Annotated in this window: 26 protein-coding genes; 24 read left to right on the forward strand and 2 right to left on the reverse strand. The window is 72.6% G+C overall.

Annotation, left to right across the window (positions count from 1 at the left end):
- Nucleotides 1-4 precede the first annotated feature (4 nt).
- The 7 genes from FAF44_RS18305 to FAF44_RS18335 all read left to right on the forward strand — a co-directional run bounded on the left by FAF44_RS18305 (nt 5) and on the right by FAF44_RS18335 (nt 5,733).
- Nucleotides 5-529 carry a hypothetical protein gene (locus FAF44_RS18305; protein ID WP_237104400.1) on the forward strand — a complete coding sequence of 175 codons (525 nt, stop codon included), beginning with the start codon at nt 5-7 and terminating at the stop codon, nt 527-529.
- The gene (locus FAF44_RS18310; protein ID WP_237104401.1) at nt 522-1,064 is read left to right on the forward strand and encodes a hypothetical protein; all 543 of its coding nucleotides are present in this window, start codon (nt 522-524) and stop codon (nt 1,062-1,064) included. Before FAF44_RS18305 ends, FAF44_RS18310 begins: the two co-directional genes overlap by 8 nt.
- A 93-nt stretch (nt 1,065-1,157) precedes the next feature.
- A complete protein-coding gene (locus FAF44_RS18315; protein WP_237104402.1) occupies nt 1,158-1,673 on the forward strand; it encodes a nuclear transport factor 2 family protein in 516 nt (171 codons plus the stop codon).
- Between the two features lie 91 nt (nt 1,674-1,764).
- The gene (locus FAF44_RS18320) at nt 1,765-2,823 is read left to right on the forward strand and encodes an ABC transporter substrate-binding protein (protein ID WP_237104403.1); all 1,059 of its coding nucleotides are present in this window, start codon (nt 1,765-1,767) and stop codon (nt 2,821-2,823) included.
- Entirely contained in the window at nt 2,820-3,644 is an 825-nt protein-coding gene (locus FAF44_RS18325) for an ABC transporter permease (protein ID WP_237104404.1), read from the forward strand. The genes FAF44_RS18320 and FAF44_RS18325 overlap by 4 nt, the downstream gene beginning before the upstream one ends.
- Nucleotides 3,620-4,312: an ABC transporter ATP-binding protein gene (locus tag FAF44_RS18330; protein ID WP_237104405.1), complete on the forward strand. Its 693-nt coding sequence runs from the start codon at nt 3,620-3,622 to the stop codon at nt 4,310-4,312. The genes FAF44_RS18325 and FAF44_RS18330 overlap by 25 nt, the downstream gene beginning before the upstream one ends.
- Nucleotides 4,313-4,401: 89 nt before the next feature.
- On the forward strand, nt 4,402-5,733 hold the full coding sequence (locus FAF44_RS18335; protein ID WP_237104406.1) for a lanthionine synthetase LanC family protein: 1,332 nt from the start codon (nt 4,402-4,404) through the stop codon (nt 5,731-5,733).
- Here the strand turns inward: FAF44_RS18335 and FAF44_RS18340 are convergent.
- Nucleotides 5,724-7,655 (reverse strand): Ig domain-containing protein, encoded by a 1,932-nt coding sequence (locus FAF44_RS18340; protein WP_237104407.1) that lies wholly within the window; start codon nt 7,653-7,655, stop codon nt 5,724-5,726. The genes FAF44_RS18335 and FAF44_RS18340 overlap by 10 nt on opposite strands.
- A 308-nt stretch (nt 7,656-7,963) precedes the next feature.
- On the opposite strand from FAF44_RS18340, the gene FAF44_RS18345 reads away from it, so the two are divergent.
- From FAF44_RS18345 to FAF44_RS56385, 6 genes are all read left to right on the forward strand, one after another.
- A complete protein-coding gene (locus FAF44_RS18345) occupies nt 7,964-9,889 on the forward strand; it encodes a glycoside hydrolase family 127 protein (protein ID WP_237104408.1) in 1,926 nt (641 codons plus the stop codon).
- A 12-nt stretch (nt 9,890-9,901) separates the two neighbouring features.
- Nucleotides 9,902-11,272, forward strand: a complete 1,371-nt coding sequence (locus FAF44_RS18350) for an extracellular solute-binding protein (RefSeq protein WP_237104409.1) — start codon at nt 9,902-9,904, stop codon at nt 11,270-11,272.
- Nucleotides 11,273-11,282: 10 nt separating this feature from the next.
- Nucleotides 11,283-12,173 (forward strand): carbohydrate ABC transporter permease, encoded by an 891-nt coding sequence (locus FAF44_RS18355; protein WP_237104425.1) that lies wholly within the window; start codon nt 11,283-11,285, stop codon nt 12,171-12,173.
- Entirely contained in the window at nt 12,170-13,069 is a 900-nt protein-coding gene (locus FAF44_RS18360) for a carbohydrate ABC transporter permease (protein ID WP_237104410.1), read from the forward strand. The genes FAF44_RS18355 and FAF44_RS18360 overlap by 4 nt, the downstream gene beginning before the upstream one ends.
- Nucleotides 13,070-13,281: 212 nt before the next feature.
- Nucleotides 13,282-13,746, forward strand: coding sequence for a hypothetical protein (locus FAF44_RS18365; RefSeq protein WP_237104411.1), 465 nt, complete (start codon nt 13,282-13,284; stop codon nt 13,744-13,746).
- Complete coding sequence (locus tag FAF44_RS56385; RefSeq protein WP_368857763.1) at nt 13,680-13,841, forward strand: Ig domain-containing protein; 162 nt, start codon at nt 13,680-13,682, stop codon at nt 13,839-13,841. Before FAF44_RS18365 ends, FAF44_RS56385 begins: the two co-directional genes overlap by 67 nt.
- Before the next feature lie 84 nt (nt 13,842-13,925).
- Here the strand turns inward: FAF44_RS56385 and FAF44_RS18375 are convergent, their stop codons facing one another.
- On the reverse strand, nt 13,926-14,777 hold the full coding sequence (locus tag FAF44_RS18375; RefSeq protein ID WP_237104413.1) for a PaaX family transcriptional regulator C-terminal domain-containing protein: 852 nt from the start codon (nt 14,775-14,777) through the stop codon (nt 13,926-13,928).
- 369 nt (nt 14,778-15,146) lie between these two features.
- On the opposite strand from FAF44_RS18375, the gene FAF44_RS18380 reads away from it, so the two are divergent.
- The 11 genes from FAF44_RS18380 to FAF44_RS18430 form a co-directional block, all read left to right on the forward strand.
- Nucleotides 15,147-15,659 (forward strand): flavin reductase family protein, encoded by a 513-nt coding sequence (locus FAF44_RS18380; protein ID WP_237104414.1) that lies wholly within the window; start codon nt 15,147-15,149, stop codon nt 15,657-15,659.
- Between the two features lie 22 nt (nt 15,660-15,681).
- A complete protein-coding gene (locus tag FAF44_RS18385) occupies nt 15,682-16,593 on the forward strand; it encodes a glutathione S-transferase C-terminal domain-containing protein (RefSeq protein WP_237104415.1) in 912 nt (303 codons plus the stop codon).
- Nucleotides 16,590-17,930: an NtaA/DmoA family FMN-dependent monooxygenase gene (locus FAF44_RS18390; protein ID WP_237104416.1), complete on the forward strand. Its 1,341-nt coding sequence runs from the start codon at nt 16,590-16,592 to the stop codon at nt 17,928-17,930. The genes FAF44_RS18385 and FAF44_RS18390 overlap by 4 nt, the downstream gene beginning before the upstream one ends.
- Nucleotides 17,927-19,120, forward strand: a complete 1,194-nt coding sequence (locus tag FAF44_RS18395; protein ID WP_237104417.1) for an LLM class flavin-dependent oxidoreductase — start codon at nt 17,927-17,929, stop codon at nt 19,118-19,120. The genes FAF44_RS18390 and FAF44_RS18395 overlap by 4 nt, the downstream gene beginning before the upstream one ends.
- The gene (locus tag FAF44_RS18400) at nt 19,117-20,163 is read left to right on the forward strand and encodes an LLM class flavin-dependent oxidoreductase (protein WP_237104418.1); all 1,047 of its coding nucleotides are present in this window, start codon (nt 19,117-19,119) and stop codon (nt 20,161-20,163) included. Before FAF44_RS18395 ends, FAF44_RS18400 begins: the two co-directional genes overlap by 4 nt.
- Nucleotides 20,160-21,260 (forward strand): LLM class flavin-dependent oxidoreductase, encoded by a 1,101-nt coding sequence (locus FAF44_RS18405; RefSeq protein ID WP_237104419.1) that lies wholly within the window; start codon nt 20,160-20,162, stop codon nt 21,258-21,260. The genes FAF44_RS18400 and FAF44_RS18405 overlap by 4 nt, the downstream gene beginning before the upstream one ends.
- Complete coding sequence (locus FAF44_RS18410) at nt 21,257-22,855, forward strand: ABC transporter substrate-binding protein (RefSeq protein ID WP_237104420.1); 1,599 nt, start codon at nt 21,257-21,259, stop codon at nt 22,853-22,855. The genes FAF44_RS18405 and FAF44_RS18410 overlap by 4 nt, the downstream gene beginning before the upstream one ends.
- A complete protein-coding gene (locus tag FAF44_RS18415) occupies nt 22,852-23,004 on the forward strand; it encodes a hypothetical protein (protein ID WP_237104421.1) in 153 nt (50 codons plus the stop codon). The genes FAF44_RS18410 and FAF44_RS18415 overlap by 4 nt, the downstream gene beginning before the upstream one ends.
- A complete protein-coding gene (locus FAF44_RS18420; protein WP_237104422.1) occupies nt 23,001-23,906 on the forward strand; it encodes an ABC transporter permease in 906 nt (301 codons plus the stop codon). Before FAF44_RS18415 ends, FAF44_RS18420 begins: the two co-directional genes overlap by 4 nt.
- 45 nt (nt 23,907-23,951) lie before the next feature.
- A complete protein-coding gene (locus FAF44_RS18425) occupies nt 23,952-24,767 on the forward strand; it encodes an ABC transporter permease (protein WP_237104423.1) in 816 nt (271 codons plus the stop codon).
- Nucleotides 24,764-25,598 (forward strand): ABC transporter ATP-binding protein (locus tag FAF44_RS18430; protein WP_237104424.1); only part of this gene is annotated, 835 nt, incomplete at its 3' end. The genes FAF44_RS18425 and FAF44_RS18430, both read left to right, overlap by 4 nt.

Genomic DNA, 25,598 nt, shown 5'->3' on the forward strand with positions numbered 1-25,598 from the left:
GGTCATGACCTTCGCGGTAGCGCGGACCAGGGACGAGGCGCATCTCTACCTCGACCTGCACCCGTGCGGGTGCGGCTCGCCCGAGACCACCTGGGACAACGGCCTGGCCAACATCGGCGGCGAACCGGTCAACCGCTACGCCGGCGACTGCGAGAGCTGCGGAGCGCCGCGCGAGTACCTGTTCGGCCTGCCCGAACGCCCGGTGATGCCCGCGGGCTACCCGACGTTCGGCGGCGCCGAGCCGTCGGAGCTCCTCGACGCCGGGGAGTGGCTGTGGGTGTCCGACCTGACGGCCGGCAACGTGCCGGTGGGCGACGGGGCCGAGGCCCGCCGTACGCTGTCGGTGGCCGTGGCGGCGGTCGAGGAGGTCGTCAAGTTCATCCCGCCCGGCGCGGACGCGGTGCCCGACGACGGGTTCTGGTCGCAGCGCGGGCAGGAGGTGCGGGCGGCCGAGCCGGGCCGCTTCCAGCTCGACCGGCTGCTGATCGTCCGCGACGCCTACCGCGACCTGGTGGCCCGGCATGCCTGAGCGCGGCCTGGCCCGCTCGCTGGTGGAGGCGTACGTCTACCTCGACCTGGCCGCCGCCGGCGGCTCGGCCGACGCGGCCGTCGCCGACGAGCGCGAGGGCTGGGTGCTGCGGGCCGACGGGGTGGAGGTGTTCGTCCCGTACGACGCGGAGGACGCCGCCCAGGAAGAGGACGCCACGTTCGGCACGGGCCTGTCGGAGCTGCTCGACGCCGGCCAGTGGTTCATGATCAGCGTCTCGTACGCGAGCCGGGCGCTGGAGGGCGCGCTGTTCTACGCCGTCGGCCCGCCGGACGCCGAGGCGTTCGACGCCGTGGCCGCCGACTGGGCCTTCGCCGCCGACGCCGTGGTGGAGGCGCTGAAGTTCCTGCCAGAGGAGACGGCGGAGCTGCCGCCCGACGCGTTCTGGACGGAGATGGGGGAATCGGCCCGCGACGCGGAGCCGGACCGCTTCACCAGGGAGCGGCTGGAGAGCGACCTCGCCTTCTACCGCCAGAGCCTGGCCGACTTCCGCCGCCTGCACGCCGGGGACCTCTGAACCCGGCCGTCTCCGCCCCTTTCCGCGTTACACGGTCTTTCGGTGCCGCCTGCTCCAATGGCACCGCAAGATCGACGGAAAGGATGGTCATCGATGAACGAGCCTTCTGCCCGGGACGTCCCCGGCACGGGATCGCGGCGTGCCCTGTTCGGCGTCCTGGCCGGCACGGCCGTGCTCGCCCTCCCCGCCTCGGCGGCGGCCTCGGCCTCCGCACGGGATGACGTGCGCCGGGTGGCGGACCGCGCCATGGACCGGTTCGACCACGGGTGGCGCACCGGCGAGTGGGAGCCGTTCCTCGGCATGCTGACCTCCCGCTTCTCCTTCTGGTTCCCGGAGGGCGAGTGGCGCGGCCGGCACGAGGGCGCGGCGGGACGGCGGGCGATCGCCGCGTGGGCCCGCTTCCACGGCGACCACGGCAACCGCGTGACCGGCGAGCGGAGGGACGTGACGGTCATGGGCGACCGGGTCCTGTACGAGTACGACAGCCGGGGCGCGTCGGCCGCCACCTCCGGCTACCTGAACTGGGAGACGATCATCGTCCGGGTGCGGGGGGAGCGGATCTGCGCGCTGCACGAGTACTGGGGCAACGTCCCGCCGGCCACGGGCTGACGCGACGGCGTCGTACCGATCGGTCGCGGAAAAACCCTAATATCAGGTAGGAAATGTTGACTTGGTGGGGGAGGGGTCGTACCGTCGAGGAGTGCCTGCCCCCACCCCCATCCGCTCGGCAGTCGCCGCGCTCCTCCTGCTCCTCCCGCTGGCCGCCTGCGCGGGCACGGGCGGACGGGAGGCGGACGCGCCGGCGCTCGCGTCCGACGCGCCGCTGCCCGCCGCCGTGCCCGAGGGCACCAAGCTGATCGTCGGAGACCCCCCGACCAAGGTGGCACTCCAGCTCTCCGGCGAGCTCGACTCGTTCTCCTTCGACCTCGAATGGGCCAACATCAGCGGCGGCCCGCAGACCAGCGAGGCGTTCCGGGCCGACGCGCTGGACGTCGGCGCGGTCGCCGACATCCCGCCCATCCACGCCACCTGGACCGGCCTGCCCGTCAAGATCGTCGCGTCGAGGTTCCGCAAGGACCCGCTCGCCCACCCCACCTACGAACTCGGCATCGCCCCGGGTGCGAACGTGCGCACCCTGGCCGACCTGCGCGGCAGGAAGATCGCCTACAGTCCGGGCCAGGCCCAGGGCGCGCTGGTGCTCAGGGTGCTGAAGAAGGCCGGCCTCACCAGGCAGGACGTCACCCTGGTCGAGCTGCCGAGCACCGGCGACGTCTACCCCAACGCCCTGGCCTCCCGGCAGGTGGACGTGGCGCCCATCGGCGGCGTCAACATCAGGCGCTACACCGCCAAGTTCGGTCGCGACGGCGCCACCACGATCCCGCACGGCCTGCGCGACGACCCGGGCCACCTCTACGTCCGCACCGAGACGCTGCGCGACCCCGCCAAGGCCGCCGCGATCCGCGAGTACGTCGCCGCCTGGGCCAGGGCCTCCCGCTGGGTCTACGAGCACCCCGAGGAGTGGATCGACGGCTACTACGTCAAGGACCAGGGCCTGAGCGCCGCCGACGGCCGCTACCTCGTCGAGCAGGCGGGCGAGCCCGACCTCCCGGCCGACTGGACGGAGGCCGTCGAGCGGCACCAGGAGACCATCGACGTCCTGGCCGCCGAGACCGGCAACCCGCCGTTGCGGGCCGCCGACCTCTACGACCGCCGCTACGAGGCGACGGCCGCGCAGGCGATCAAGGGCGGTGCCCGATGACGCTCGTCGCCCACCCCGTCGCCGCCGCGGCCCGCGCCCGGGGACGCCGCCGGCTGCGGCCGGGCCGTCCGGTCAGGCTGGGCTTCCTGCTGGGGCCGGTCCTGCTGCTCGCCCTGTGGGCGGCGGCCTCGGCCGCCGGCCGGCTCGACCCCCGCTTCCTGTCCGCGCCGTGGACCGTCGTGGCCACCGCGGGCGAGCTGATCGCGTCCGGCCGCCTCCAGGACAACCTGCTGACCTCGCTCGGCCGGGTCACGCTCGGGCTGGCCGCCGGCGTGCCGCTCGGCGCGGCGCTCGCGCTCGTCTCCGGGCTGAGCCGCTGGGGCGAGGCGATCATCGACGGCCCCGTGCAGATCAAGCGGGCCATCCCGTCGCTGGCGCTGATGCCGCTGCTCATCCTGTGGCTGGGCATCGGCGAGGGCATGAAGGTCACCGTCATCGCCGTCGGCGTGCTCGTGCCGATCTACATCCACACCCACAACGGCCTGCGCGGCATCGACAGCCGCTACGTGGAGCTGGCCGAGACCGTCGGCCTCGGGCGGGGCGCGTTCATCGGCAGGGTGGTGCTGCCGGGGGCGTTGCCGGGGTTCCTGCTCGGGCTGCGCTTCGCGGTCACCACGGCCTGGCTGTTCCTCGTGGTGGCCGAGCTGATCAACTCGACCAGCGGCATCGGCTACATGATGGACCTGGCGCGTACGTACGGGCAGACCGACGTCATCCTGGTCGGCATCGTCCTGTACGGCCTGCTCGGCCTGTTCTCCGACGCCGCCGTCCGGCTCGTGGAGAGGAGGGCGCTGTCGTGGCGGCGCACGCTGGCGAGCTGATCCGGGCGCTCTCCCTGACCCGCCGGTACGGCGACCGCACGGTCCTCGACGGCCTGGACCTGGAGCTGGCCCCCGGCGAGTTCGTGGCGCTGCTCGGCCGCAGCGGCTCCGGCAAGAGCACGCTGCTGCGGGCGCTGGCCGGGCTGGACACCGACGTCGAGGGCGAAGGGGAGGTCCAGGTGCCCGCCGAGGTGTCGGTGGTCTTCCAGGACGCCCGGCTGCTGCCCTGGCAGCGGGTGCTGCCCAACGTGGTGCTGGGCCTGGCCGGGGCCGATCGGCGCGGCCGGGACAGTCTCGCCGAGGTGGGCCTGGCCGGGCGGGAGCGGGCCTGGCCCAGCGAGCTGTCCGGCGGCGAACAGCAGCGGGTGGCGCTGGCCAGGTCGCTGGTGCGCCGCCCCCGGCTGCTCCTGGCCGACGAGCCGTTCGGCGCGCTCGACGCCCTGACCAGGCTCAAGATGCACACTCTGCTGCGCCGCCTGTACGAGCAGCACCGCCCGGCCGTGCTCCTGGTCACCCACGACGTGGACGAGGCCATCGCGCTGGCCGGGCGGGTGCTCGTGCTCGACCACGGCCGGATCGCGGCCGAACGGCGACCGGCCGCCGGTGCCGATCCCGCGCGGGTCAGGGCCGAACTTCTGGCCGCGTTGGGTGTCACCACGGACGTGTGAGGAACGAGATACTTGATCGGCGGCTCCGGTGCCCGGATGACATGTCAAGATTCCGAGTATTCCTACCAAACGTATGGGAAAATGACAGCATGAGCCTGGACGAGATGCGCGCGTCGAGCGCACGTGCCGACTCCCCGCTGACCGCCGCCATCCTGGCGGGCCGGTGGATCCGCTCGGCCGCGGCCGACGACGAGCACGGGCGGCGCTGGCGAGCCAACCCCGACACCCGCGGCGCGTCCGCGGTCACCCCCGAGCCCTGGTCCCTCTACTCGGGCGCGGCCGGCATCGTGCTGTTCTTCCTCGAACTGGCCGCCGCCACCGGGCACGAGGCGTACCTGGAGGACGCCAGGGCGGGCGCGCGCCGGCTCGCCGCCACCTGGCGCGAGCAGGACGACCTCACCCTCTACCACGGGCTGACCGGCGTGCTGATCGCCCTCATGGAGGCGGGCTGGACCCTCGGCGAGCCGGAGTTCGAGGCCGAGGCGGCGGCCGTGGCCGACCTGATCGTCTCGCGCGGCCGGAGCGGGGGCGACGGGGTCACCTGGTCCCGCGACCCGGCGCAGCGCGGCGAGGGCGGCATCATCCTGGGGCTGCTGCGGGCCGCCACGAACCTCGGCGTGCCGGCCTACGAGGCGGCGGCGATCGAGGCGGGGCTGCGCATCGCCCGCCTGCCCGTGCCGGGCCACCGCTTCGGCGACTGCGCCGACCTGCCGGTGGACGCCGTCACCCCCGGCTTCCTGGCCGGCACGGCCGGCACCGCGTTCCTGCTCGCCCGCCTGTACGGCGTCACGGGCGAGCAGCGTTTCCTGCGGGCCGCCCGCAGCGGGGCCGCCTTCGTCCGCGAGGTCAGCGTCGTCACCGGCGGCTGCGCCGTCGTGCCGCACCACGTGCCGCACGCCCGCGGCCTGCACTACCTCGGGTTCTGCTCCGGCTCGGCGGGCGTGGCCAGGATGTTCTACGAGCTGTACCGGGTGGCGGGCGACCCGGGCGACCTGGAGTGGGTGGAGCGGCTGGCCAAGGGCATCGTGCGCAGCGGCGCGCCGCACTGCCGCACCGAGGGCTACTGGAACGTGGCCTGCCAGTGCTGCGGCGCGGCGGGGGTCATCGAGCTGTTCACCGGCCTGTGGGCGGCGACCGGCGACGAGTCGCACCTCGAGTACGCCCGCACGCTCGCCGCCGACCTGATCGGCCGCGCCACCGACCCCGACGGCCGGGGCTATCGCTGGTACCAGGCCTACCGGCGGCTGCGGCCCGGCGAGGTGACCGCCGACACCGGCTACATGGTGGGCGCGGCCGGCATCGGCGCCGCCCTGCTCCACCTCGACGCCGCCGGCCAGGCCAAGCAGCCGCGCCGGGTCATCCTGCTGCCCGACAACCCGTTCCCGGCCATCCCGCTGCCGCCCGCCGCGCTTCAGGCGTAGGCCTTCACCTCCAGCAGCCCGACCGACGCCGACCCGCTGCTCTGCAGCACGGCCCTGAGCCTGGTCGTGCTCACCTGGCCGAACGTCACCCGGTTGTAGGCGTTCAGCGCCGCCGGGTAGGTGCCCGGGATGTCCACGTACGCGGTGCCGTTCCAGTACTGCAGCCGCCACGACGCCGGCGCCCGGACGCCGCCGTTGTCGTCGAAGAAGTACACCTCGGCCGAGCGCAGCGTCTGGGCCGACGGCCAGGTCAGCTCGGCCCACTGGGTGCCCGTCTGCGGCCAGGTGCCCCAGCGGCGGTTGACCGTGTCGTTGGACGAGGACGGGTCGATGCCGTCGTTGAGCGCCGCGACGCTCTCCCACGGGGAGGTGTAGGAGGCGGACGGGGTGGCGCCCGTGGCCAGGTTCGCCGCGGGGGCGCCGCCGACGTTGAGGGTGAAGCTTCTGGTCACCGGGGTGCTGAGCCGGTCGTAGTCCCTGAGCTGGACCGTGAACGTCGAGCTGCCCGCGGCCGCCGGGGTGCCGGTGATCGCGCCGGTGAAGCGGTCGAGGCTGAGCCCCGCGGGCAGCGCGCCGCCGGTGACCTGCCAGTCGTAGAAGGGCACGCCGCCCTTGGCCGCCAGCGTGGCCTGGTAGGCGGAGCCGGGCGTGGCCTGCGGGAGCGAGGTTGTGGTGATGGACGGCTTGAGGAACGGGGTCAGCTCACGGTTGAGCTTCCAGCCGGCGTTCTCGGCGATCAGCAGGGACAGCTTGGTGAGCATCCAGCGGCGGGTGGGGAACAGGTGGGTCCAGCCGCCGCTCTGGCCGCTGATGCGGTCCCAGTTGGGCTGGTCGCCGGGGATGTGGTAGCTGCCGTCGAGGGGCACCGCGCGGCCCTGGTACTCGACCACGTCGGGGTCGGTGCCGCCGCCGTTCACGTAGGAGCGCATGCCGGCCCAGTCGCTGTGGAAGGCGACGGCGTGGCCGTACTCGTGCATGACCAGGCCGTGCACGTCGAGCACCGAGCCGGCGATGTCGGTCTTGTACCAGTCCTCGTCGGCGAGGGAGGTGAAGAGCTGCTTGTTCGCCTCGTCGTACTCGAGGATCATCGCGGTGGAGCGGTGCAGCGGGCCGGCCAGTTGCTGGCCGCCGCGGGTGCTGTAGCGGCCGTTGGCCGCCGGGTAGCCGGTCGAGTACGGCGTCTGGATGCCGCGGAAGAACACGTACATGCCGTTGTAGGCCGCGTTGTTGGTGACGTTGACCGTGTTCTGCCAGTCGTTGCCCGGCAGGTGGTTCGGCTCGGCGCCGGTCGCCACGGTGTCGAAGGGCTGCATGTCGAAGAAGCGGAACCAGTCCTTGACCGCCTCCTCGGCGGCCGTGCGCACGCCGGGGTCGGAGAAGTAGCCGGTGATGGTGTCGTAGCGGTAGTCGAAGGCGACCGGGAGCGTCGGCTGCAGGGCCGTCTTCTCGTCCTGCTGCACGTAGATGGGCAGGGAGTGCTGGTACGTCGCGCCGCCCGCGTCCCTGATCGTCACCCGCAGCGTGTGCTGCTCGTCGGAGCCGGGTCCGCGCTTGGAGTGGATGGCCAGCCGGAACGGCTTCTGTTCCGAGGCGGAGGCGAAGGTCAGGGTCTTGGTCGCGCCGGTGGCGGTGAGCTGGCTGGGCAGGTCCATCATCAGCCGGGACGTGCCCTCGGCCTTGAGATCGACGCTGAGCGGGAAGCGCATGTCGGCCGGGGGCCGGACGGTCAGCTCGACGTAGGGGTTGGCCAGGTAGCCCTGCCAGTCCACGAGCTTGACGCCGTAGGAGTTGACGGTCCGGCCGAACATGTCGACGAGCTGCGCCGGGCCGGCCGCGTGGGCGGGGCCGGTGACCGCGGTGAGGAGGGACGCGATGAGGAGGGAGGTGAGTAAGACGGCCATCGTGGCCAGTCGTCTCATCATGGGAAACCTTTCGTCCGGGGGCGCTCTGGTGCCTCTGTGAGGCCGTGCATAGGCAAAAACTGAAAGGTTTTCGGAAGCAAAACTCACCGGAAGTCGTCTGTCAAGGCCGCTCTGCGTGCCGTGCTGCAATGCAACGTTCCGATAACGAAGAAAAGGTTTTCGGGCCGGCCCTGTTGCGATCAAGGGCGGGGTGCGAGAGCAAGGGAGGGCACTCGGTTTCCCGATATCTGCGCACATGATGGTCTATTGACTAGTGCTGTATCACATCTTACATTGCGGCCAGGAAAAGCTATCCCCCAGGGAGCGCGATGTCTGACCTCAGGGACCGCGTCCGCGGCCCGCTGGCGCCCTCCACCGCGGCGCAGCGCCCGTTGAGCATCGACGACGTGGAGATCCATGGAGGCCCCTTCGGACGCTGGCAGCGGATCAACCGGGAGGCGAGCATCCCGCTCGGCCTCCAGCAGATGGAGAAGTCGGGCGCGACGCCCAACCTGAGACTGGCGGCGGGCGAGGGCGAAGGGACCTTCCAGGGCTACCGGTTCCAGGACTCCGACCTGTACAAGCAACTCGAGGCGGTCGCCTGGGAGCACTGCCGCCGCCCGGACGGCGACGACGCCGCGGCCTATCGCGCCTTCGTGGCGGAGTCGGCCGCGCTGCTGGCCCGCGCGCAGCGCCCCGACGGCTACCTGAACTCGCACTACCAGGTGGTCAAACCCGACAAGATCTTCGCCGAGCTGGAGCACAGCCACGAGATGTACTGCGCCGGCCACCTGTTCCAGGCGGCCGTCGCTACGGCGCGGGCGGGGCTCGGCGACGGCCTGCTGGAGGTCGCCCGCCGCTTCGCCGACCTGCTCGTCCGGCGCTTTTTGACCGGCGGCGACGACGGCATCGACGGGCACGCCGAGGTGGAGACGGCCCTGGTCGAGCTGTACCGGCTCACCGGGGAGCGGACCTACCTGGAGCTGGCCTGCAAGCTGATCGACAACCGGGGCCGGGGCCTGATCGCCAGAACGGGCCTCGGGCCGCTCTACGCCCAGGACCACCTGCCCGTCCGCGAGGCCCCGACCGCCGTCGGGCACGCCGTCCGCCAGCTCTACCTGGAGGCGGGCGTCGTGGACGTCGCCGTCGAGACCGGCGACGCCGACCTGCTCGCCTCCTCCGTACGCCGCTGGGAGGACCTGGTCGCCACCAAGACCGCCATCACCGGCGGCCACGGCTCGCGCCACGACGGCGAGGCGTTCGGCGAACGGTACGAGTTGCCGCCCGACCGCTCCTACAACGAGAGCTGCGCGGCCATCGCCGCCATCCACTGGAACTGGCGGCTGCTGCTGGCCACCGGCTCCGGCCGCTACGCCGACCTGATCGAGCGCACGCTGCACAACGCCTTCGCCGCCTCCACCTCCGCCGACGGCGTGCGCTTCTTCTACGTCAACCCGCTGCAACGCCGCGCCGACCTGTTCGAGGACGCCTACCTCGGACGGCGGCGCGAGTGGTTCGCCTGCGCCTGCTGCCCGCCGAACATCATGCGCCTGGTCTCCTCGCTCGGCCACTACGTCGCCACCACCGACGACGAGGGCGTCTCGGTGCACCAGTACGCCCCCGGCGTGATCCGCGCCGGCGGCATCACCCTCGACGTCGAGACCGAGTACCCCTGGGACGGCAGCGTCCGCCTCACCGTGCGCTCCGCCCCGGGCGGCGCGTGGACGCTGCGGATGCGGGTGCCCGCCTGGAGCGGATCGGCGCGGCTCACCCCCGGCTGGGGCGAGCCGTACCCGGCCGTACCCGGCGCGGACGGCTACGCCGCGATCCGCCGCGAGTGGCGGGCCGGCGACACCGTCACCCTCGACCTGGACCTGACGCCCAGGCTCGTCGTGCCGCACCGGGGGATCGACGCGCTGCGCGGGTGCGCGGCCGTCGAACGCGGCCCGATCGTCTACTGCTTCGAGCAGATCGACCAGGACAGCCCCTTGGAGGACCTGGCCCTCCTCCCCGGAGCCGGGCTGCGGCCCGTCGAGCGCGACCTGCCCGGCATCGGCAGGACGGTGATCGTCGAGGCGGACGCCGTCCGCCTGCCGCCCGCGCCGCCGCAGGGGCTGCCGTACACGACCGTCTCCGACGCGGCCCCCGCGACCGGCCCCGCCACCGCCGTGGCCGTCCCCTACTACCAGTGGGACAACCGCGACGGCGGTGTCATGCGGGTCTGGATGCCCCTCGCCCAACCTTCGCGCAGGTAAGGACACCCCCCGATGAAGAGAAGAGACCTGTTCAGGATGGGCGGCCTGGCCGCGCTGGGCGCGGCCGGGGCGGCCTGCGGCTCCTCCGGCGGGACCGGCGCGGCCGGCTCCACGCAACTGCAGTTCATGTACTGGGGCTCGACGTTCGAGAAGAGCGCCATCGAGAAGATGCTCAAGGCCTTCGAGCAGAGCAAACCCGGCACCACCGTCAAGCCGCTGTTCACCCCCGACGAGTACGACGTCAAGCTCAACAGCCTCATCGCCGGCGGGCGCACCCCCGACCTCGGCTACGTGCCGATGTCGATGTCCTTCCGCCTGGCCGAGCAGGGCAACCTGGTCAACCTCTTCCCGTACCTGGACAAGTACCCGCAGCTCGCGGGCTACCTGCCGGACGCCTACCTGTGGTACGGCCAGGACCGGCTGCACGGCGTCTCCACCGCCAACGAGATCGAGCTGCTGTGGTACAGCAAGACGGCGATCGCCGAGGCCGGCATCAGCCCGCCGCCGGCCGAGGCCGCCTCCGCCTGGTCGTGGGACCAGCTCGTGGACAACGCCTACAAGCTCACCGTGGACCAGAACGGCCGCCACCCCGACGAGTCGGGCTTCGACCCCGGGCAGGTCCGCCAGTTCGGCGTCTCCGTCAGCATCACCTACGCCGCCGCCTGGTACGGCTTCCTGCGCGGCAACGGCGCCGACTTCGCCGACGAGGCGGGCCGGAAGTGCCTGCTGGACACCCCCGAGGCGATCGAGGTGTTCCAGAACCTCCAGGACCTCATCTACAAGCACCGCGTCGCCCCCGGCCCCGGCCAGCTCGCCGCGACCGGCGACGACGTGCCCGGCACCAACATCCTGCTCAAGACCAAGCGGGTGGCCATGGTGGTGGACGGCCACTGGGCGCTGCTCGACATGAACGAGAGCAAGGTCGACTACGGCATCGGCGTGCTGCCGAAGTACGCCGAGCCGTTCACCACCTCCCAGGTCGCGGGCGCGTCGTCGGTGTTCGCCGGGAGCAAGCACGTGGAGGAGGCGGTGGAGCTGTTCGCCTTCCACATCGACCCGCGCTACGTGGACCTGTACAAGCAGGGGCTGTGGATGCCCCAGGAGAAGAAGTACTACGAGGACCAGGCGGCCATCGACTCCTGGACCCGCAACGACGCCCACCCGCCCGAGTTCCGCACCGCCGTCGTGGACTACGGCCGCGACCACGGCGTGCCCGACCTGCGCAACCGGGTCAAGAACCTGTCCGCGATCTCCAGCGACGTGCTGACCCCGGCCCTGCAGGAGCTGGAGTCCGGCAAGCGGCCCGCCGCCGAGATCCTCAAGGCGGCCACCCCCAAGATCACCGGCATGCTGCAGGGGTGGCAGCACACGCAGGAGCCGTGACGTGGCCGGCATGTCGGGCCAGCGCCGCATGGAGCGGCGCTGGGGCCTGCTCATGGCCCTGCCCGCCATCCTCGGATTCGTGATCTTCACGGCGGGGCCGATGGTGGCCTCGCTCGCGTTCAGCCTGACGGACTGGCAGGTGGGCGGCACCCCCGCGTTCGTCGGCCTGGGCAACTACACCGAACTGGCCGGGGACGAGCTGTTCTGGACCTCGCTCGGCGCCACCACGTACTACACGCTCGGGGCGGTGCCGCTCGTCCTGATCGTGTCGTTCGCGGTCGCCATGCTGCTCAACCAGAAGGTACGCGGGCTGCCGCTGTGGCGGACGATCTTCTACCTGCCGACGCTCGTGCCGGCCATCGCCAACGTGGTGCTCTGGATCTGGATCTTCAATCCGGACTTCGGGCTGCTCAACTCGCTGCTGCGCCAGGCGGGCCTGCCGACCGGGCAGTGGGTCTACGACGAGGCGATGGCCGTCCCGTCGCTGATCGTCATGAGCACCTGGGGCTTCGGCAACACCATGGTGATCTTCCTGGCGGGGCTCCAGGGGGTGCCGCGGCACCTGTACGAGGCCGTCTCGATCGACGGCGGCGGCGCGTGGCGACGCTTCTGGCACGTGACGCTGCCGATGATGACGCCGACCATCTTCTACAACCTGGTGGTGGGTGTGGTCGGCACCTTCCAGGTGTTCAACCAGGCGTACGTGATGACCGAGGGGGGGCCTAACAACGCCACGCTCTTCTACGTCTACTACCTGTTCCGGATGGCGTTCAGGGAGAGCGAGATGGGCTACGCCAGCGCGCTGGCCTGGGTGCTGTTCATGATCATCGTGGTGATCACGTTCCTGCTGTTCAGGAACGCCCGCCGCTGGGTCTACTACGAGATGGCGGGCGCCCGGTGACCGCGGTGCGGACGCCGCCGCGGCGCGCCGGGCGGGTCGCCCCGACGGCGGGCCTGCGCGGGCCCCGCAGGTTCCGCAAGGCGCTGCTCTACCTGGCGCTCGCCGGCGGGGCGGTGCCGACGCTGCTGCCGTTCGTGTGGCTGCTGCGCAGCGCGCTGATGCAGGACACGCAGATGTTCGTCGCGCCGCCGGAGTGGATCCCCTCGCCGTTCCAGTGGTCCAACTTCACCGAGGCGCTCACCGCGCAGCCGTTCTGGCTGTACTTCGTCAACACCGTGATCATCGCGGTGATCAGCGTGGTGGGGACCGTGCTCACCTGCTCGGTGGCCGCCTTCAGCTTCTCCCGCCTGCGCTGGCGCGGCCGGAACGTGGCCTTCGCGGTGCTGCTCAGCGGGGTGATGCTGCCGTACGCGGTGACGCTGATCCCCACCTTCGTCATGTGGCAGGAACTGGGCGCGCTGGACACGTTCGTGCCGCTCACCGTGCCGAGCTGGTTCGCGGGGGCGGGCGGCGGCGTGTTCAACGTCTTCCTGCTGCGGCAGTTCTTCCTGACGATCCCGTTCGAGCTGGACGAGGCCGCCTACATCGACGGGGCCTCCCCGTGGCGGGTGTTCTGGACCATCGTCATGCCGCTGTCCAAGCCCGCGATCGTGGTGGTCACGATCTTCACCTTCATCGGCACCTGGAACGACTTCCTCGGGCCGCTGCTCTACCTCAACGACGAGGAGAAGTACACGCTCTCCCTCGGCCTGGCCTCCTTCCAGAGCATCTACCTCACCCAGTGGGGCTACCTGATGGCCGCCTCGGCCGCCGTCATCGCCCCGATCATCGCCCTGTTCTTCTTCCTGCAGCGCTACTTCATCGAAGGCGTCACGCTCACCGGCATCAAGAACTGACAGGAGCCTCAGCGGCTGATGCTCAACCTGCCCAGCGAGCTGACCGCGACCGGCGCCACCAAGAGCTTCACCCTCCACCGGCCCCGCCGACCGGGAGATCGTCCGCCTGGCCATCCACTCCACGCAGGGGCCCGGCAAGGACGAACAGCACAAATGGATCATGAAGACCAGCGACGCCACCGGCGCGGTCAGCCCACGACTGGCAGAACGAGGTGCGCACCAGCAACGCCAAGCCGTTCAACGGGTTCTACGTCTTCTTCCGCGGCATCCAGACGCCGTACCACCGGTCGTACTCGATGATCCTGGAGTACGACGAGGAGCTGATGAAGCTGTTCACCTCGCCGGCCGACGAGGACTGGTACAAGACGGACCTCGGCTCGGTGCTCGACGTGCACGGGCTGGTCATGCACGAGTTCGGGCACGCGGTGGCCTTCCACGACTGGTGGGAGGGCATGGCGAAGTACCAGGAGAGCGGGGGAGCCGACGACGAGGAGGTGATCGCCTACCAGGGGTACCCGGTGCCGCTCGACGGCAGCGCGCACGTGCCGGGGGAGGAGCCGTACTGGGACCGGCTCAGCGGGCAGAGCGGCGGCTGGCGGCCAGGGGCGGCGTGCCGTTCTACGACTGGCAGGTCACCGCGGGCGCGCTGCCCGAGGGGCTGGCCCTCGACCGGTTGACCGGCGAGATCACCGGCACCCCGGCCAAGGCCGGCGACTTCGCCTTCACCGTGCGGTTGCGGGACTACGACAAGCGCGGCACCCCGGTCACGTAGGACTTCACCCTCACGGTCGCCTGAGCCGGTTCGGCCCTCGTAAGGCGACAACCGCCGGACGCCGCGCCGGGCGTCCGTGGCATGTCAGCCGGGGGGCACGGCGGCGTCCTCCAGGGTGTCCCACTCGGCCTGCGCGCGCCGGTGCCACCGGTTGCGCAGGTCGTGGAAGACGGCCGCGGCCCGTGGCCCCGGCCAGTCGTGCTGGAGCAGTTCGGCGGGCAGGTCGGGGTCGAGGAACGGGAAGCGCCGCCACTCCTGGACGAGCAGCACCTGGCTGGTGAACGCGGCCCGGCCGGAGCCGGGTGTGACGCCCTCGAAGCGCTCGATGAAGCGCAGGTAACGCTTCTCCACGTCGGCGAGGTCCCACGCGGCCAGGATCAGCTCGCCGGGGTCGCCGACGCCGGTCGACGGGCCCGTCCAGGCGAACGCGCGGTCCTCCAGGCGCAGCTCGCGCAGCACGTCGTGGACGGCGGCGGCCTTGGAGGCGTCGGGGATCACCCACAGGCCGGGCGCGGGGGAGCCGAGGCCGAGCCAGGTGAGCTTGGTGCGCAGGCGGTGGCGCAGCCGCCGCTGGGTCTCCGGCACCCCGGCGCTGAGCACCAGCCAGCGGCCGTCCCAGTCGTGCGGGCGGCGCATGAAGCCGTAGATGCGCTCGGTGCCCTCGCGCAGCAGCCGGTCGCCGGCGGCGGTCAGGCTCCAGCGCACCCGGCGGCCGTGCCGGGCGGAGGCGAGCAGCCCCTCGGCGGCGGTGCGCGACAGGGCCTGGCGGGCCGACTTCTCCTCCACGCCGAGCGCGCCCAGCGCGGTGACCAGGGTGCCGGTCCAGACCTCGCCGCCGCGGGGGAGCACGAACTCGCCGAGTGCCGTCAGCAGCAGCGAGCGGGCGCCCGCGCCCGCCATCTCGCGCCGGCCCGCCCGGGGTGCGTCCGCGCTCACGGATGCCTCCTCAAGTTCCACAGATCTCTGACGGCGCATGCTGGCGGCGTCGCGCTCAGTGTAGAGGCCCTGATACGGCGTCGCGTATTTCCCCTTATAACCAGTAGGAAATATTGACTTATCCGGAATGTCGGCTTAGCGTCGTGACCATGAGCCAGGGCCTCCTCCTCACCACGCGCCCTCACGTGGACTTCGGCCACGTCACCAGCGCCCAGTGTCGTTGATCACGGACTGACAGCCGCGGCGTGGCCGACGCCGCCCACGCCCCCGCCAACGCCCATGCAGCCTTTTCTCCCGTGAGGAACCACCCGTGATCTCAGCCAGACCCGTCCCGCCACCCGGCCGCCCCGCCCCCGAGGGGAGCGCGGCATGACCGAAACCCTGCCCGGCCGCGCCGTCGGCGCCGACTCCTTCCGGCGGGCCCTCGCCGTGCACGCCAGCGGCGTCGTGGTGATCACCGCGCAGAGCGGCGGCGTGCCCGTCGGGCTGACCGCCACCTCCTTCTCCTCGGTCAGCCTCGAACCGCCGCTGGTCTCCTTCTACGTGGACCGTTCCTCGACCACCTGGCCGCAGCTCGGCGCCGCCGACCACTTCGCGGTCAACATCCTGGCCAGCGACCAGGCCGACGTGGCCGCCCGGTTCGCCCGCAAGAACGTCGACCGGTTCGCCCCGCCCACCCGCTGGCGGCCGGGGCCCCTCGGCGCCCCGCTGCTCCAGGACGTCTCCGCGCACCTGCTCTGCCTGCCGTACGAGCGGGCCGAGGTCGGCGACCACATCCTGGTCGTCGGGATGGTGGCCGAGGTGGAGACGCACAACACCGGCCGCCCGCTGCTCTACCACCAGGGCCGGTTCGGCCGCTTCCTCCCCCACCCCGAAGACTGACCTCCCGCACTTGGAGCTGAGTGTGAGCGTTTCCACCGGGACTCCGACGTACGCGAGCCCCGTCGATCACGTCGCCTACGGCCAGTACGGCCCGGGGCGGCTGCACCTGTCACCGGGCTGGGGGCGTCCCCTCTACCCCTTCCAGGACCGGATCACCGCCGACGGCTCCAGCGGCCTGCGCGCCGAGCCGGGCCGCTACCACCTCTACGTGGCCTGGGTCTGCCCGTACGCGCACCGCGCCGCCATCGTCCGCAGGCTCACGGGCCTGGAGGAGGTCGTGTCGCTGTCGTACGTGGACGACGAGCGCGACGGCCGCGGCTGGGCCTTCCGGCCGGGCCGCGGCCCCGACCCGGTCAACGGGTTCACCCTGCTGGAGCAGGCGTACGACGCCACCGAGCGGGGCTACGCCGGCCACATCTCCGTCCCGGTCCTGTGGGACAGGGAGCAGGGCCGGATCGTCAGCAACAACTTCCCCGACATCACCCTCGACCTGGCCACCCAGTTCGAGCGGTGGGCGGACCCCGCGGCCGACCTCTACCCGGCGCCGCTGCGTCCCGAGATCAACAAGCTGAACGCGTGGATCCAGAGCGACGTCAACGCCGGCGTCTCCCGCGTGGCCCGCGCCCACGGCCAGGAGCGGGAGCGGGAACGCCACCGGGTGGTGGCCGCGCTGGAATGGCTGGACGAGCGGCTGGCCGGCCGCCGCTTCCTGACCGGCGACACGGTGACCGAGGCGGACGTGCGGCTGTGGGTGACCCTGGCCAGGTACGACGCCGCGTACAACCGCGAACACCGGATCACCGAGTGGGACCTGTCCGGGTTCGAGCACCTGTGGGGTTACGCCCGCGACCTGTACCGGCGTCCCGCCTTCCGCGAGACCACCGAGGGCCTGCCCGCCGCCTGGGACGCCCCCCACGGGCGAGGCACGCGATGAGCCCCGCCGCCCGCGGGACGGGCCGCAAGCAGATCCACCTGGCGGCCCACTTCCCCGGCGTGAACAACACCACCGTGTGGACCGACCCCCGCTCGGGCAGCCAGATCGACTTCGCCTCCTTCGTCCACCTGGCCAGGACGGCCGAGCGCGGCAAGCTCGACTTCTTCTTCCTGGCCGAGGGGTTACGGTTGCGCGAGCTGAAGGGCCGCATCCACGACCTCGACGTGGTGGGCCGGCCGGAGTCGCTGACCGTGCTCAGCGCGCTGGCCGCCGTGACGCACCGCCTCGGCCTGGCCGGGACCGTCAACGCCACCTTCAACGAGCCGTACGAGCTGGCCCGGCGCCTGTCCACGCTCGACCACCTCAGCGGCGGCCGGGCCGCCTGGAACGTGGTGACCACCTCCGACGCCTTCACCGGCGAGAACTTCCGCCGCGGCGGCTACCTCGACCGCGCCGACCGCTACGAGCGGGCCGCCGAGTTCGTCCGCCTGTCCAAGCTGCTGTGGGACTCCTGGCAGCCGGACGCGGTGCTCGGCGAGCAGGACGAGGGCCGGTTCGTCGGCGCGGACGCCATCGGCGCGGTCGAGCACCGGGGCGCGCACTTCTCCGTCGAGGGCCGCTTCACACTGCCCCGGGCCCCGCAGGGCCACCCCGTCATCATCCAGGCCGGCGACTCCGCCGAGGGCAGGGAGTTCGCCGCCGCCGGCGCCGACGTGATCTTCACCGGCCACGGCTCGCTGGAGGACGGCAAGCGCTTCTACGCCGACGTCAAGGGCCGCCTGGCCCGGTACGGCCGCGAGCCGCACCAGCTCAAGATCATGCCCGGCGTGACGTTCGCGCTCGGCGACACCGAGGAGGAGGCCGCCGAGCACGCCGCCGCCATCCGCCGCAGCCAGGTCGGCCCGCAGACCGCCATCGCCTTCCTGGAACAGGTGTGGGGCCGCGACATGTCCGCCCACGACCCCGACGGGCCGCTGCCCGACATCGAGCCCGACCTGTCGGAAGGCGTCAGCCAGGGCCGGGTCCCGGTCAAGGACCGCGCCGCCGTGGCCGCCAAGTGGCGGGCCCTGGCCGAGGAGAAGAACCTGTCGATCCGCGAACTGGTCATCGAGGTGACCGGCCGGCAGACGTTCGTCGGCACGCCCCGCACCGTGGCCCGGCTCATCGACCAGCACGTGCAGGCCGACGCCGCCGACGGGTTCATCCTCGTCCCGCACCTGACGCCCGGCGGGCTCGACGACTTCGTGGACCGCGTCGTGCCGCTGCTGCAGGAACGCGGCGTCTTCCGGGCCGACTACACCGGCGCCACCCTGCGCGAACACCTGGAGCTGGGATGACCGCCGAAGCCGGGAGAACCGTGCACCTCGCCGTCGCGCTGGACGGCGCCGGCTGGCACCCGGCCGCCTGGCGGGAGCCGACCGCCGCCCCGCGCGCGCTGTTCTCCGCCCGCTACTGGGCCGGGCTGGTCGCCGAGGCCGAGCGCGGGCTGCTCGACTTCGTCACCATCGAGGACGCCCTCGGCCTGCAGTCCACCCTGCCGGACGGGCTCGACGAGCGCACCGACCAGGTGCGGGGCCGCTTCGACGCGGTGCTGCTCGCCGCCCGGCTGGCGCCGCTCACCAGCCGGATCGGGCTCGTGCCGACCGCCACCACCACCCACACCGAGCCGTTCCACGTGGCCATCGGCATCGCCACGCTCGACCACGTCAGCGGCGGGCGCGCGGGCTGGCGCCCGCAGATCTCCGCCCGCTCCTTCGAGGCCCGCCACTTCGGCCGCAGGCGACTCCCGCCGCTCGACACGGTGCTGAACCGGCCGGGCGGGGCCGACCTGTCCGCCCACCCGCACGTCCGCGACCTGTTCGAGGAGGCCGGGGACGTGGTGGAGGCGGCGCGGCGGCTCTGGGACAGTTGGGACGACGACGCCGAGATCCGCGACGTGGCCACCGGCCGGTTCATCGACCGGGACAGACTCCACTACACCGACTTCGCCGGGCGCTTCTTCTCGGTCAGGGGGCCGTCCATCACACCCCGCCCCCCGCAGGGCCAGCCGGTCGTGGCCGCGCTGGCGCACGCGCGGCTGCCGTACGAGTTCGCGGCGGCCCACGCCGACGTCGTCTTCGTCACGCCGGGCTCGGCCGAGCAGGCGCGCGCCATCGTGACCGAGATCAGGGAGCTGTCCCCGCACGTGCAGATCTTCGCCGACCTCGTCGTGTTCCTCGGCGACGACGCCGCCCGGCGCAAGGCGCGACTCGACGAGCTGGACGGGGCCGAGCTCAGCTCCGACGCCGCGATCTTCACCGGGCACGTGCGGGACCTGGCCGAGCAACTGCTCGACTGGCAGGGCGCGGGCATCCAGGGGTTCCGGCTGCGGCCGGGGGCGCTGCCGTACGACCTGTGGCAGATCGCCTCGGGCCTGACGGCCGAACTGCGCGCCCGGCAGGCGTTCAGAAGCCGGTACGAGGCCGACACGCTGCGCGGGCTGCTCGGCCTGCCCCGCCCGGCCGGCCGCCACGCGGAGGCACGATGAAATTCCTGCTCATCACACTGATCACGCACACCGGCGGGTCGCCGACCGAGCGGTTTCGCGAGGTCGTCGGCACCGCGGTGCTGGCCGAGGAGCTGGGCTTCGACGGGTTCGGGGTGGGGGAGCGGCACGAGCGGCCGTTCATCTCCTCCTCGCCGCCCGTCGTGCTCAGCCACATCGCGGCCAGGACGTCCAGGATCCGGCTGTTCACCTCCGTCACCACGCTCAGCCTGCTCGACCCCGTCCGGGCCTACGAGGACTACGCCACCCTCGACCACCTGTCGGGCGGCCGGCTGGAACTGATCATCGGCAAGGGGAACGGGGCCGCGCAGGCCAGGCTCTTCCACGTCACCGCCGAGGACCAGTGGGAGCGCAACCGGGAGTCGTACGAGCTGTTCCGCCGCCTGTGGCGGGAGGACCGGGTCACCTGGGAAGGCCGGTTCCGGCCGTCGCTCACCGACGCCGAGACCTGGCCGCGGCCCCTGCAACGGCCGATCCGCGTCTGGCACGGCAGCGCCACCAGCAAGGAGTCGGCCGACCTGGCCGCCCGCCACGGCGACCCGCTGTTCTCCGCGAACGTCACCAACCCCATCGACCCCTACGCCGAACTGATCGAGCACTACCGGGAACGCTGGGCCCACTACGGCCACGACCCGGCCGGCGCCCTGGTCGGAGCCGGGACGGCCGGCTACTACGCGGCCAGGACCTCCCAGGAGGCCGTCGCCGCCTACCGTCCCGTCTACGACGCCCGGGTGGCGCTGCAGCGGCGGCTCGGCCTGCCGGTCGTCTTCCCCACCCTGGAGGACGCGATCGAACGCAGCTCCATCCTCGTCGGCAGCCCACAGCAGATCATCGACAAGGTGCTGCGCTACCACAAACGCTTCGGGCACGAGGTGATGCACCTGCACGCCGACGCCGACGGCCTCACCCCGGAGCGGCACCGGGCCACGCTGGAACTGTTCCAGGCCGAGATCGCGCCCGCGCTGCGCGCCGAGATCCCCAGCAGGCCGCTCGCGGCGGACACCGTCGCCGGAGGTGTCTCATGACGCTGTCCATCCTCGACCTCGCGCCCATCCCGTCGGGGAAGACGGCCGGCGACGCGCTGCGCAACACCATCGACCTCGCCCGCCGGGCCGAACGGTTCGGCTACCGCCGCTACTGGGTGGCCGAGCACCACTTCGCCCCCGGCGTGGCCGGCTCCGCGCCCGCCGTGCTGATCGGGCTCATCGCGGCGGCCACCGCCACGATCCGGGTGGGCTCGGGAGCCGTGCAACTCGGCCACCAGACGCCGCTGGCGGTCGTCGAGCAGTTCGGGCTCATCGACGCCCTCCACCCGGGACGCATCGACCTCGGCATCGGCCGCTCCGGTCAGCGCCGCGCCGAACTGGCCGCCCGCCCGGCGGCCCCCGCGCCCCGGCCCGCCGGGCCGCGCGTCGTGGACGGGCTGCTCATCCCGCCGCCGTTCGACTTCTCCGCGCTCGTCAGCCACCCGCAGCTCGCCCACCACGCCACCCTGCTCCAGCAGCCCGGGGCCCAGACCCCCGACTTCGCCGGGCAGATCGACGACGTGCTCGCCTTCCTCGACGGCACCCACGAGGCGCACGCCGTCCCCGGCGAGGGCGCGGACCTTCAGGTGTGGATCCTCGGCAGCAGCGGCGGGCAGAGCGCCCAGGTGGCGGGGGAGCGCGGGCTGCCGTTCGCGGCCAACTACCACGTCAGCCCCTCCGGCGTGCTGGACGCCGTCGAGGCCTACCGCAAGGCGTTCAAACCGTCCGGCGAGCTGGCTGAACCGTACGTCGTCGTCTCCGCCGACGCGGTCGTCGCCGAGGACGAGGCCACCGCCCGCGAACTGGCCTCGCCCTACGCCCTGTGGGTGCGCAGCATCAGGACCGGCGCGGGCGCCATGCCGTTCGCCACGCCCGCCGAGGCCGCCGCCCACCCCTGGACCGACGCCGACCGCGAACTGGTCAAGGACCGCGTCGACACCCAGTTCGTCGGCTCGCCCGGCCAGGTCGCCGAGCGGCTGCGCGTGCTGCAGCGGGTGACCGGGGCCGACGAGCTGCTGGTCACCACCATCACCCACGATCACGACGACCGCGTGCGCTCGTACGAGCTGCTCGCAGAAGCCTGGAACCGCCGGTGAAGCGCATCGTTCCCGCACTCCTGCTGGCCCTGACGGCGTGCGGCGCGCAGCCCGCCGCCGAGCAGGCCGCACCCACCTCCCTGACCTGGGCCGTCGAGACCCAGCCGATCACCCTCAACCCGCAGCAGTGGTCGCAGAACAAGGTCAGGCTGCTCGTGTTCAACCAGTTCGACGCGCTGCTGTCGCGGGCCCAGGACGGCTCCTTCGGCCCCTGGCTGGCCAGGTCGTGGCAGGTGTCGGACGACGAGCTGACCTACACCCTCGAGCTGCGCGACGACGTCACCTTCCACGACGGCGCCACGTTCGACGCCGCCTCGGTCAAGGCCAACCTCGACCAGTTCCGGGTGCCCGGATACAACGCGGCCGTGTCCTCCATCCAGCTCAGGGCGTACAAGGAGGCGAAGGTGATCTCGCCGACCACGCTGGAGATCACCCTCACCGAGCCGGACGCCCTCTTCCTCGACTTCCTCGCCTCGCCCTACGCCGGGCAGATCTCCCCCAAGTCGCTCAAGAGCGCCAGGGACCTGAAGTTCGGCGGCCCCGACCTGGTCGGCACCGGGCCGTTCGTCCTCGACCGGTACGTGCAGGGCCAGGAGATCCACTACCGCCGCAACCCGGCCTACAACTGGCCGCCCGCCTCGGCCGCCCACCAGGGCCCCGCCCACCTCTCGGAGATCACCTACCGGTTCCTGTCCGAGGCCGCCGTCCGCGTGGGCGCGCTCACCTCCGGCCAGGTGCAGGTCATCGAGGGCGTGCCCGCCACCGAGGCCGCCCTGATCAAGAAGGACCCGGGCCTCACCCTGCACACCGCGCTCAACTCCGGCACGTCCTTCTCCTACTACTTCAACACCTCCCGCCCGCCCTTCGACGACCAGCGCGTACGGGAGGCATTCCGCGAGGCCGTGGACGTGGACGCGGTGCTGCGCTCGGTCTACCAGGACACCGCGACCAGGGCGTGGAGCGTCGTCGGCAAGGCGAGCCCGTTCTACGACGCGAGCCTCGAACGCGCCTTCGGCGGCGACGTCGCCAAGGCCAACGCGCTGCTCGACGCGGCCGGCTGGAAACAGCGCGACGCCGAGGGCTACCGGGTCAAGGACGGCAAGCGGCTGAGCGCGCGCACGTTCGCCTCCGCGGCCTACGTCCGCGACCGCCGCGACATCCTCGCCCAGGCCGTCCAGGCCCAGGTCAAGCAGAACGCGGGGATCGACTTCCAGGTCAAGATCGTTGACGCGGGGACGGCGGAGAAGGCGCTCGACGAGAACGACTACGAGATCTTCGAGAACTCCCGCGGCGACTCCGACGCCGGAGCCGCGCTCAACCTCCTCCTGCCGGGCAAGGGCGCGCTCAACCGCACCCACTTCTCCGACCCGGAGCTGGAGAAGTGGATCGCCGAGGCGTCGGCCACCTCCGACCAGGCACGGCGCAAGGAGCTGTACACCAAGGTGCAGCGGACGGTGGTGCGGGACGAGGCCATCGTGTTCCCGATCTACGTCCCGGCCGACCAGATCGCCGCGCAGCGGAGCGTGCAGGGGCTCGGCTTCGACCCCGCCTCCGGCACCCCCGCCGCCGCGTACGACGTACGGATCGGCACGTGATCGGGCACGAGGCGCGGGTCCGGCAGGTGATCGGGCGCGGTGTGCGGGTCGGGCGCGTGATCGGGCACGGCGTGCGGGTCCGGCAGGTGGCCGGGCGTGAGGTGCGGGCCCTGCGCGTGGGCGGGCGCGGCGTGCGGAGCCGGGCGTGATCCGGCGGCTCGGCGCGGGCCTGGCCGTCCTTTGGGCCGCCGCCACCGCGTCCTACCTCGCGCTGCTGGCGGCCCCGGGCGACACCGTGGACATCCTCGTCGGCGACGGGATCGACACGCCGGAGATCCGGGCCGCGATCATCGCCGAATGGGGGCTGGACCGGCCTGAGATCGTCCAGTACCTGGCGTACCTGTGGCGGCTGCTGCACGGCGACCTCGGGCGCTCGTACCAGTTGCAGCGCGGCGTCGGCGAGATCCTGGCCGCCCAGGTCGGGCCGACCGCCGAGCTCACGCTCGCCGCCGCCGCGGTCGGGGTGACGCTGGCCCTGGTGATCGCCGTCGGCACGGCCGGACGGGGACGGCTGGCGCGTGGCGCGGCCTCGGCCGCCGAACTGGTCGCGGTGTCGGTGCCGCCGTTCCTCATCGGGATCGTGCTGCTGGCCGTCTTCTCCTTCACGCTCGGCTGGTTCCCCGTCTCGGGGGCGGCGGGGCCGTCCGCGCTGGTGCTGCCCGCGCTCGCGCTCGGGCTGCCCATCGCGGGCGTGCTCGGCCAGGTGCTGCGCGGCGGGCTCGAACGGGCGCTGGAGCAGCCGTTCGCGGTCACCGCGCGGGCGCGCGGGCTCACCGAGCGGGCCCTGGTCGCGCGGCACGCCCTGCGGCACGCGCTCATCCCCGCGGTGACGCTGGCCGGCTGGTTCACCGGCTCCCTGCTCGGCGGGGCCGTGATCACCGAGGTGCTGTTCGGACGGCCGGGACTCGGCCGCGTCGCCATGGACGCCGTCACCGGCCGCGACATGCCGGTGGTGATGGCCGTCGTGCTGCTGTCGGCCGTCGTGTACGTGACCATCAGCACGCTCCTGGACCTGGCCTACCGCGCCATAGACCCGCGAATCCGAGGCTGACCCGCATGCCCGCGCTCACCCCGGCGGCCCCCCCGCCGCCCGCTCGTGCGCCCGCCGGCCGTAGCCCTCCCACTGCTCCTGCCGGGAGCCTTCCTGGTCCTGCTCGCGCTGGCCGTGGCGGTGCCCGGCCTGCTCGCCGGCGCGGACCCGCTCGCGGCCGACCCGCTGCGCGCGCTCGCGCCACCGGGCCCCGACAACTGGTTCGGCAGCGACCACCTCGGACGCGACGTGCTGGCCAGGGTGGTGCACGGCGCCCGGCACTCCCTCAGCATCGGCGTCGCGGCCACCGTCCTGGCCGTCACCTCGGGCGTGCTGCTCGGCCTGGCCGCCGGGCTGTCGCCCCGGTGGCTGGACGAGGCGCTGGCGCGCGCGTTCGACGTCCTGTCCACCCTGCCCGAACTGCTGCTCGCGCTGCTCATCGTGGCGATCGTCGGCCCCGGCACCGGGAACGTGATCTTCGCCATCGCCGTCGCGCAGATCCCGAACTACGCCCGCGTGATCCGCGCGCAGACCTTCGTCGTGCGCCGCTCGGGCTACGTCGAGCAGGCCGTCACCTTCGGCCGTCCCCGCCTGGCGATCACCGCCGGGCACGTGCTGCCGAACGTGCTCGGGCCCATCCCCGTGCTGGCCACGATCGGGCTCGGCACCGCGGTCATCGCCAGCTCCGGGCTGAGCTTCCTCGGCATGGGGCCGCAGCCGCCGGCCGCCGAGTGGGGCGCGATGCTCTCCGAGGCCCGCAACTACCTGCGGGTGGCCTGGTGGGAGGCGCTGTTCCCGGGGCTGGCGATCACGCTGACCGTCGTCTGCCTCACGGTCGCGGGCCGCCGCCTGCAGCGCCGCTTCGAAGGAAGGAAACCATGACCGCCACCCGGGACGAGCACGCCCCCACCACCGGACCGCAGGCTCCCGCCCCGCTCGTCGGCGTCCGGGACCTGCGGGTGGGTTTCGGCGGGACGGAGGTCGTGCGGGGCGTCTCGCTGTCCGTCGCGCCCGGCGAGTGCGTGGCGATCGTCGGGGAGTCCGGTTCGGGCAAGAGCGTCACGGCGCGCACCCTGCTGGGGCTGGCCGGGCCGGGCTCGCAGGTGCGGGCGGCGGCGTTCACGGTCGCGGGACGGGACGCGCTCGGCTTCGGGGAACGGGAGTGGCGGGCGCTGCGCGGCCGGTTCGCCGGGCTCGTGCTCCAGGACGCGCTGGTCTCGCTCGACCCGCTGCGCACCGTGGGCGCGGAGATCGGCGAGGTGCTGGCCGTGCACGACGTGGTGCCGCGGGCGTGGCGGCCGAGCCGGGTGCTCGAACTGCTGGAGTCGGTGGGGGTGCCGGAGCCGGAGACGCGGGCCGGGCAGCGTCCGCACGAGTTGTCGGGCGGGCTGCGGCAGCGCGTGCTCATCGCCTCCGCCATCGCCGCCGAACCCGAGCTGATCATCGCAGACGAGCCCACGACCGCGCTCGACGTGACCGTGCAGGCGCAGATCCTGCGGCTGCTCGGCGAACGCAAGGCGGCGGGCACCGCGCTGCTGCTGATCAGCCATGACCTCGCCGTGGTCGGCTCGATCGCCGACCGGGTCCTGGTCATGCACGACGGCCGGATCGTCGAGGAGGGGCCCGCGCCGGACGTGCTGGCCGCGCCCGCGCACGACTACACGCGCGCCCTGCTGGCGGCGGTGCCGTCGGCGGCCTCCCGCGGCACCCGCC

Origin of the sequence: Nonomuraea sp. MG754425, assembly GCF_021699195.1 — a bacterium.
Taxonomy (GTDB): Bacteria; Actinomycetota; Actinomycetes; order Streptosporangiales; family Streptosporangiaceae; genus Nonomuraea.